Below are 6,046 nucleotides of genomic sequence, written 5' to 3'. Positions count from 1 at the left end.
ACGTCCAATGATTTATGCATGGCATCGATCGCGTGCTACCTTGAAAGGGATATCTTGTCTGCTGTGCATACACTGGAACAATTACGCGCCGGCCAACTGGCTGGCCTGCGCCGTCTAAAGCTGTCCTGCGGCTTGACGGACTTCCCCCGCGAAATCTTCGACCTGGCCGACAGCCTGGAAATCCTCGATCTGTCGGGCAATGCGCTGTCCACATTGCCCGACGATTTGCCGCGCCTGCACAAGCTGCGCATCATCTTTTGTTCGGATAACCTGTTCACCGCCTTGCCGGCCGTGCTCGGTTCCTGTGCTACGCTGGAAATGATCGGTTTCAAGGCGAACCGGATTCGCCACGTGCCGTCCGCCGCCTTGCCATCCAGGTTGCGCTGGCTGACCTTGACGGATAACTGCATCGAGTCCATGCCGGATGAGCTGGGCAAGTGCGGGCAACTGCAGAAACTCATGCTGGCGGGAAATTACCTCGATAGCTTGCCGGCGACGTTGGCGAATTGCCGCCGGCTGGAACTGGTGCGCATCGCTGCCAACCGTTTCACGGCGCTGCCCGACTGCCTGCTGTCTTTGCCAAGCCTGAGCTGGCTCGCGTATGCGGGCAATCCCTTTACGGAGGCGCGTGAGCTGGCGGCCCTGGCCGGTACGGGGGCTGCGGGCGTGGCATGGCAGCGCCTGGAACTGGCGCAGCAGCTGGGCGAGGGTGCATCGGGCGTGATTTACCGTGCCCGCCTCGATGGCGTCGATGATGTCGCCGTCAAAGTGTTCAAGGGCGCGATGACCAGCGATGGCTTGCCGCGCAGCGAAATGGCCGCCTGTGTCGGCGCCGGTGCACACGCTGGTCTGATTCCCATCCTCGGGACGCTCGCTGCGCACCCGCAAGGGGCGCTGGGACTCGTCATGCCGCTCATCGACGCCGCCTACCGCAACCTGGCGGGGCCGCCGAGCCTGGCATCGTGCACGCGCGACGTGTATGCCGATGGTGTGCGCTTTGATCCTGCGCAAGCGTTGGCCATTGCCCATGGCATCGCCTCGGCCGTGTGCCAGCTGCATGCACATGGCATCGTGCACGGCGACTTATATGCGCACAACATCCTGCATGCGGACAATGGCGCCTGCCTGCTGGGCGACTTTGGCGCGGCGTCGATGTTTGCGCCGGGCTCGCCGCAAGGGGAGGTGCTGCAGGGCATAGAGGCGCGCGCCTTTGGCGTGCTGCTGGGCGAGCTGATCGCGCATGGTGCGACGCCTTTGCCCGCCTTGCAGGCCATGCTGGAAGCTTGCCTGCAGGAAGAGATATTGCTACGGCCCAGGTTCGACGCGATCGAACGGGCCTTGCGGGACATGCTCCCCGCATAAAAAAATGGCGCAGCCTTCGCAGGCTGCGCCATTTTTATTTCAGGCTTGCAAGATTTAGCTTGCTGCCAGGATTTCTTTTTCCGGCAGCGCAATCTGGTTGTCGACGCTGAACTGGTAATCCTTGAAGACGTGTTCGGCCGTCAGGATCTGGTATTCGCCATTCTCCAGCTTGTGCGTGGTGTCCTTCAGGCGATACGTGTAATGGCCGCAGGTCCAGCAGTTGAAGTTGCGCATGTGCGTGCACAGGCACGTCTTGTCCATCACGACGACGGTTTTTTGCTCGGGATGGGCCGCCACTTCGCGGTTATACGAGTTGATGTAGGCGCAGTTGCCCGTCGCATCGAGCAGGTAGCCATACGATTCGCAGCCTGGACGGATGCCAGCGCCGATGGCTGGCGTGTTCTTCAGCATGCGCATCGGGTAGCCGGTCGGCGAGACGCCATTGACGATGATGTCTTCTTCCGAGGCCTTGTAGTATTCCTGCTTGACCTTGTTTGGCAAGCCGCATTCATTCGTGACGGTAAAGCGCGTCGCCACTTGCACGCCGGCCGCGCCCGCTTCCAGGAAGGAAACGGCGTCGCTGCCCGTGAAAATGCCGCCAGCGGCGATCAGCGGGATGTCCAGCTGTTCGGCCTTCAGGTAGGCCAGCAGTTCCGCCGTGATCGTGTGCAGGTCGTAATTGGCCCAGTCCATGCCGAAACCCAGGTGGCCGCCGGCCAATGGTCCCTCGACGATGATAAAGTCGGGCAAGCGGTCCAGCTTGGCGTTCTTGCGCAGGAAAATTTGCAAGGCGCGCACGGACGAGACGATGATGCCCAGCTTGGCATCACGGAAACGTGGATGGTCGGCCATCAGGGCGAACGAGCCGAAGTGCAAGCCGGCGGACAGGGTGATGCCGTCGATGCCGGCGTCCAGCGCCGCGTTCAGGCGCACGCGCAAGGTTTCGCGCGGGCCGTTCATGGTCAGCTTTTCCATGCAATTGACGAAGATCAAGCCATCGCCTTTTTTTGCTTCCATGGTGCGGCCGATATGCAGGCGCTGCGCTTCCGCCAGGCGGCCCAGGTCGAACTGCACCACGGCCTTGTCGCTGTTATTGATGTTGAACTTGTACAGTTTCGTCTTGTCTTTGACGAAGGTGGTGTCGAAACGGCGGTCCGACACGTCTTCCACCATGGCATCGGAAATATGGCCGATACCGTTCAGCCGGGCCGCTTCCAGGGCCAGCTCCGACGTGGAAATATCCACACCCATTCCGCCTATCATGATGGGCACATATTCTTTTTTGCCAAATCGCAGGCGGAAATCATCAACACGTTTCATTGCTATCCTTAGACTACCGTGGTTATCACTGAGCCAGATGTACGGTCAAGCCCGCTGCCGGTCGGGCGCGCGGGCGCATGTAGCTGTGCGCAGCTTCAATTCTACCCCAAGCGGGCAGACGCTCCGAGGCAGCTTGCCGCCATGCCGGCGCAAGCGCAGGCCGGAGCGTGCGCAGCATCGAAATTAATCGCGGAAATTATTAAATTCCAGCGGCATGTCGGGCACGTCCTTGCGCAGCATGGCCATGGCCGCCTGCAGGTCGTCGCGCTTGGCGCCCGTGACGCGCACGGCTTCGCCCTGGATGCTCGCTTGCACTTTCATCTTGCTGTCCTTGATGACGCGCACGATTTTCTTGGCATCATCCGATTCAATGCCATTCTTGATCTTGATGATCTGCTTGACCTTGTCGCCGCCGATCTTCTTGATGTCGCCTTCGTCGAGGAAGCGCACATCGACCTTGCGTTTGGTCAATTTGTTGGTCAGCACGTCGCGCACCTGGCTGAGCTGGAATTCCGAGTCCGCAAACGCGGTCAATTCGTTTTCCTTGTGTTCGACGCGGGCGTCGCTGCCCTTGAAGTCGAAGCGCGTCGTGATTTCCTTGTTGGATTGCTCGACTGCATTCTTGACTTCGATCATATCGGCTTCGGAGACTACATCAAATGACGGCATGGTCTGTTCCTTTTCTTGTTAAAGCGAGCGCACGCTCGGTGCGCTGGGCCTTGGCGGCTGATTCCGCGCCATGGGACGGCCCTGTTAAAGATGCGACATTTTAACGGACAACGGACGGCCTGCCCTTGTCTTGCGCTGGTTTTTTGTCGGTTTCACTCTATAATCGAACAAAATAATCGCTATCCCATGTCTGCAGAGCTCACCATCGAACACAATTACTCCCTCCAGCGCCTGAATACCTTCGGCATCACGGCCAACGCGGCTGCTTACGTACGCATTACTTCGCAAGCGCAATTGCAGGCCGCGCTGCAAGATCCGGCCCTGAGCAGCATGCCGCGCCTGATTCTGGGCGGCGGCAGCAATATCGTCCTGACCGGTGACTTTCCCGGTGCCGTGCTGCACATGGCCACGCGCGGCATGCGCCTGGCGCAGGCAGATTTCGAGACCATACTCGTCACGGCCGCGGCCGGCGAAAACTGGCACGATTTCGTGCAGTGGACCCTGGCGCAGGGCGTCGGCGGGCTGGAAAACCTGTCTTTGATCCCCGGCACGGTGGGCGCGGCGCCTATCCAGAATATTGGCGCGTATGGCGTTGAAATCAAGGATTATCTGCATAGCGTGAGCGTCATGCACAGCGCCAGCGGCATCGTCTTCGACATGGATCGCGACGCTTGCCGCTTCGCTTACCGCGACAGCATCTTCAAGCAGGCGGACGGACGCGAGCTGATCGTGCTGGAAGTCACGTTTGCCTTGCCGGCCGAATGGCAGCCAAACTTGCGCTATGCGGAGCTGGCGCAGGCCGTGGCCGAGCGCAATCTTGCCGAGCCGACGCCGCAACAGGTGGCCGACACGGTGATGGCGATCCGCCGGCGAAAATTGCCGGACCCGGCCGTGATCGGCAATGCGGGCAGTTTCTTCAAGAATCCGGTGGTGTCGAAGGAGCAATGTCTTGCTTTGCTGGAACGTTTCCCTGCGCTCGTGCACCATGCGCAGCCCGATGGCACGGAAAAGCTGGCGGCCGGCTGGCTGATCGATCAGTGTGGCTGGAAGGGGAAAAACCTGGGGCCCGCGGGAGTGTATCCCAAGCAGGCGCTGGTTCTGGTGAATAATGGCGGCGCTCGTGGCGCGGACATTACCCGGCTGGCGGCAGCGATACAGGATGATGTAGAGGCGAAATATGGCGTGCGCCTGTCGCCCGAGCCTGTGTTTGTTTAAATTGTAAATCCGCGCTTGAAAAAATGTTCAGGGCAAGGCGCATTGCCGAAGACAGTACGTATAGTACGGCGAGGCAGTGCAACGCAGCCATGGACGTTTTTTCTGCGTGGATTAGCCGAAGTGGCAGACGTAATCGACGGTTTCGACGGTCTCGATATCAAAATAGCTATTGCCCGGGATACTGAATTGCGTGCCCGCGCCATAGCTGTTCCACTCGCTTGCATCGGCCAGGCGTACCTTGCACAGGCCGCCGACGATTTCCATGATTTCCGGCGCGCCCGTGTTGAAGCGCAACGATGACGCGAAAATCACGCCCACGCTTTTTTTCGTGCCATCGGCCAGGATGACGTTGTGCGAGACGCATTTGCCGTCAAAATAAATGTTCGACTTCTTGACGACGCTGACATTGTCCAGTTGTGTGCTCATGCTTCACTTTCCTTGCTGTTAAAAATCAGTCCTGGACGTCATCGGCGCTCAGCACGCTGTTGCGTCCGCCGCGCTTGGCCGCGTACAGGGCCTGGTCCGCGCGGTTGATCAGTTGCTCCACCGTCGAGTCCGGCGACGGCACGATGGTGGCCACGCCGATCGAGATGGTGACGATGCCCGCATCTGCCGCCGGATTCTCGATCTGCAAGCCTTCCAGATGGCGCCGGCACGCTTCGGCGATCAGCAGTGCGCCGGCCGCTTCCGTTTCCGGCAGGATCAGGGCGAACTCTTCGCCGCCGTAACGGGCGGCCAGGTCGGCCGGGCGTTTCAAATGTTCCGTCAGTACGGCGGCGACTTTTTTCAGGCCCAGGTCGCCCGCCAGGTGGCCGAAACGGTCGTTATAGCTCTTGAAATGGTCGATATCGCAGAACAGCAGGCTCAACGGCGTCTTGTCGCGCTGGCCCCGCTGCCATTCGAATTCCAGGGTTTCATCGAAGCGGCGGCGGTTGGCGATGCCTGTCAAGCCATCGAGGGCGGCCAGTTTTTGCAATTCAATATTCGCGTCCGCCAGGTTCTTTTGGCTTTCGCGCAGGAAACGAAAAGCCTGGTCGCGCTGCAAGCGGCTGATGTGCGCGTTGGAATGGTAGCGTATGCGCGCCAGCAACTCCAGGCGATCCGGCAGTTTCACCACATAATCGTTGGCGCCGACGGCAAAGCTGTGCGCCTTCAGTTTCGGGTCATCCTTGGCCGACATCACGATCACGGGCACATGCGCCAGCGCCGCGTTTTCGCGGTACAGCTGGATCAGGCCGAAGCCGTCGATGCCCGGCATCACCAGGTCTTGCAGGATGACGGTCGGTTGCAAGCGCAGCGCCGTGTCCAGCGCCAGGGTGGCGTCGGTCGCGTAATGAAATTCGATATCCTGCTGGTCGCTGAGCATGCGGCGGACTGCCTCGGCAATGATCAACTGGTCGTCCACCAGCAGCACGCTGACCTTGAATTCGGTCAATGCGGGCTCAGGCTGGGTGAAGCTGGAGGAGAATTCTGGCATTGC

Annotated in this window: 6 protein-coding genes; 2 read left to right on the top strand and 4 right to left on the bottom strand. The window is 60.1% G+C overall.

Translation table 11 applies throughout. The annotated features are described in order from the left end of the window. Positions 1 to 18 precede the first annotated feature (18 nt). Positions 19 to 1,362, top strand: a complete 1,344-nt coding sequence (locus HWE17_RS15480) for a leucine-rich repeat-containing protein kinase family protein (RefSeq protein WP_176389347.1) — start codon at positions 19 to 21, stop codon at positions 1,360 to 1,362. Between the two features lie 54 nt (positions 1,363 to 1,416). Here the strand turns inward: HWE17_RS15480 and HWE17_RS15475 are convergent, their stop codons facing one another. Both HWE17_RS15475 and HWE17_RS15470 read right to left on the bottom strand, forming a co-directional pair. Further along, positions 1,417 to 2,682: a nitronate monooxygenase gene (locus HWE17_RS15475; protein ID WP_035825945.1), complete on the bottom strand. Its 1,266-nt coding sequence runs from the start codon at positions 2,680 to 2,682 to the stop codon at positions 1,417 to 1,419. 183 nt (positions 2,683 to 2,865) lie between these two features. Continuing rightward, positions 2,866 to 3,351: a YajQ family cyclic di-GMP-binding protein gene (locus HWE17_RS15470; protein ID WP_034759416.1), complete on the bottom strand. Its 486-nt coding sequence runs from the start codon at positions 3,349 to 3,351 to the stop codon at positions 2,866 to 2,868. Between the two features lie 186 nt (positions 3,352 to 3,537). Here HWE17_RS15470 and murB point away from each other — a divergent pair, with 186 nt between their 5' ends. Next, positions 3,538 to 4,566 (top strand): UDP-N-acetylmuramate dehydrogenase, encoded by a 1,029-nt coding sequence (gene murB / locus HWE17_RS15465; protein WP_099404098.1) that lies wholly within the window; start codon positions 3,538 to 3,540, stop codon positions 4,564 to 4,566. Positions 4,567 to 4,677: 111 nt separating this feature from the next. Here the strand turns inward: murB and HWE17_RS15460 are convergent, their stop codons facing one another. Continuing rightward, positions 4,678 to 4,992, bottom strand: a complete 315-nt coding sequence (locus HWE17_RS15460; RefSeq protein ID WP_035825949.1) for a pyrimidine/purine nucleoside phosphorylase — start codon at positions 4,990 to 4,992, stop codon at positions 4,678 to 4,680. A gap of 25 nt (positions 4,993 to 5,017) precedes the next feature. Beyond that, entirely contained in the window at positions 5,018 to 6,043 is a 1,026-nt protein-coding gene (locus HWE17_RS15455; RefSeq protein ID WP_051959481.1) for a diguanylate cyclase, read from the bottom strand. Positions 6,044 to 6,046 lie beyond the last annotated feature (3 nt).

The organism is Janthinobacterium sp. BJB401, assembly GCF_013372745.1.
Classification (GTDB): Bacteria; Pseudomonadota; Gammaproteobacteria; order Burkholderiales; family Burkholderiaceae_D; genus Janthinobacterium; species Janthinobacterium rivuli.
This window is presented reverse-complemented; position numbering and strand designations above follow the sequence as displayed.

Coding starts and splice junctions, on each gene's coding strand:
- HWE17_RS15475 (WP_035825945.1), bottom strand. CDS start 2,682: ATGAAACGTGTTGATGATTTCCGCCTGCGATTTGGCAAAAAAGAATAT.
- HWE17_RS15455 (WP_051959481.1), bottom strand. CDS start 6,043: ATGCCAGAATTCTCCTCCAGCTTCACCCAGCCTGAGCCCGCATTGACC.
- HWE17_RS15460 (WP_035825949.1), bottom strand. CDS start 4,992: ATGAGCACACAACTGGACAATGTCAGCGTCGTCAAGAAGTCGAACATT.
- murB (WP_099404098.1), top strand. CDS start 3,538: ATGTCTGCAGAGCTCACCATCGAACACAATTACTCCCTCCAGCGCCTG.
- HWE17_RS15480 (WP_176389347.1), top strand. CDS start 19: ATGGCATCGATCGCGTGCTACCTTGAAAGGGATATCTTGTCTGCTGTG.
- HWE17_RS15470 (WP_034759416.1), bottom strand. CDS start 3,351: ATGCCGTCATTTGATGTAGTCTCCGAAGCCGATATGATCGAAGTCAAG.